A 423-nucleotide genomic window follows, 5' to 3' on the forward strand; every position below is an offset into this window, starting at 1 on the left:
GGGGCTGTCCTAGATAACGACTAAAAACTCTATTTAGGTTAGAATGAACCAATGAGAAAAAGTCGTCTAAGTCAGCATAAACAAAATAAACTCATTGAGCTCTTTGTCGCAGGGATTACAGCAAGGACTGCTGCGGAGTTGGCCAATGTAAATAAAACGACAGCAGCATACTACTTTCATCGCTTACGCCTGCTCATCTATCAAAATAGCCTACACTTAGAAATGTTTGAAGGTGAAATTGAAGCCGATGAAAGTTATTTTGGTGGTGCCCGCAAAGGTAAACGTGGTCGTGGTGCGGCAGGGAAAATCGCGGTATTCGGGCTTCTTAAACGCAATGGTAAGGTTTATACCGTTGCGGTTCCGAATACTCAATCAGCCACCTTGTTACCTATTATTCGAGAGCAAGTAAAGCCTGATAGTATT

General features: G+C 42.6%; 1 protein-coding gene. It reads left to right on the forward strand.

Features of this window, described 5'->3' with window-relative positions:
• Positions 1–51 precede the first annotated feature (51 nt).
• The coding region (locus ACLS0A_RS11035; RefSeq protein ID WP_416083511.1) for an IS1595 family transposase at positions 52–423 on the forward strand (372 nt) is incomplete at its 3' end.

Origin of the sequence: Avibacterium volantium, assembly GCF_049366555.1 — a bacterium.
GTDB classification, from domain to species: Bacteria; Pseudomonadota; Gammaproteobacteria; order Enterobacterales; family Pasteurellaceae; genus Avibacterium; species Avibacterium volantium_A.